The organism is Microcystis sp. LE19-10.1B (assembly GCF_027530565.1).
GTDB lineage: Bacteria > Cyanobacteriota > Cyanobacteriia > Cyanobacteriales > Microcystaceae > Microcystis > Microcystis aeruginosa.
In genome coordinates this window covers 1-1,281 of sequence record NZ_JAPZQM010000766.1, presented here as the reverse complement: position 1 = coordinate 1,281, position 1,281 = coordinate 1, and the positions used below count along the sequence as shown (strand labels likewise).

The window sequence follows — 1,281 nt, the reverse complement described above, 5'->3', positions numbered from 1 at the left end:
ATCAGAAATCGACTTGGCCAGCTTACGGTTTTTGACTAAGTTTCTTACCTTTAAAGCCTCATAGACTACCAGATCATTAGACTGGACTAACGCCAAAGCGTCTTTAATTGCTTTGTCTTTACGTTGTCTTGATACTTTAAGATGAAGCCTAGCTACTTTTATCCGTTGCTTATGATAGTTTTTAGACTGTTTCTTTCCTTTACGGAATTTCTTAGATAATCGTCGTTGTGCTTTTTGAAGTCGTTTTTCTGACTTTCTTAAATAACCTGGATTCTCTACAGTATTACCTTGAGCATCGGTATAAAATTCCTTTAACCCTAAGTCAATTCCTGTTATTTGTCCCGTCGGTTTATGGTATTCTTGCCGTTCTCCGTCAATTAAAAACTGGCAATAATAACCGTCAGCACGTCTAACAACTCTTACCCGTCTAATCTGTTGTTCTGGATAATAAACTAATGTCTTTTGACTACACCATAAATCAAATTCTCCTGCTTTAAAACCATCAGTAAATCTGATTTTACGTCGATTATCAGATAGTTTGTAGCCTGTTAGTTTATACTCAACCGAACGGCTATGTTTTTTGGTTCTTCGTTACTTGGTATGGTTCGATAGGGGGGCATAAATCGACTAAATCCTTATCTGGCAAGAGACTTAATTGATTAGTTCGCTCTAGAGCAAAAACAATTGAAAAAAATCGCTAAATGCCTTTCTATATAAGGGTTCCATCCCTTATAACCCCCGTCCATTGCATAACACAAACCGAACGGCTATGTTTTTTAAACCGAGGAAAAACCTTTTTCCCCGGTATCTTAGCATGACAATTCTGGTAAAATCGATTAATTGATTGCCAGGCTCTATCAGCAGCCGATTGACGTGCTTGTGAGTTTAATTTATTAACCCAAGGTGTTTCTTTGTTGTCTGCTAGTACAGCACAAAGTTTTTGGAGATCATTGCGGGTTGTCCCTTGATTGTCCAGCCAATAACGAACACAAGAGTTACGCACAAACTGAGAAGTTTTGATAGCTTCATCAAGCTGGTGATATTGCTCTGGTGTCCCGTTTTTTAACTTGGCTTCTACGACTAGCATCTAACAATTCTCGACCATTGGCTAAGTTAAGTATAACACAGTTTACTCACAGATGGTAAGTACCTAGGCAAAATTAATTACATACTCGCCTCCAAAATTGTCCAGCACTTTTTTAACGTAAGCGAGGAGGCTCTTTCGGTCTTTATAGGCGCTAAATTCAATCCATTCATATTTTAAAAATCTCCATAATATTT

General features: G+C 37.7%; 3 pseudogenes. All 3 read right to left on the bottom strand.

Annotation, left to right across the window (positions count from 1 at the left end):
- Positions 1 to 576: pseudogene (locus O9332_RS27675) on the bottom strand (RNA-guided endonuclease InsQ/TnpB family protein); the annotation flags it as partial.
- A gap of 193 nt (positions 577 to 769) precedes the next feature.
- A pseudogene (locus tag O9332_RS27670) lies at positions 770 to 1,087 on the bottom strand (RNA-guided endonuclease TnpB family protein); the annotation flags it as partial.
- A gap of 63 nt (positions 1,088 to 1,150) precedes the next feature.
- Positions 1,151 to 1,281: pseudogene (locus tag O9332_RS27665) on the bottom strand (IS630-like element ISMae24 family transposase); the annotation flags it as partial.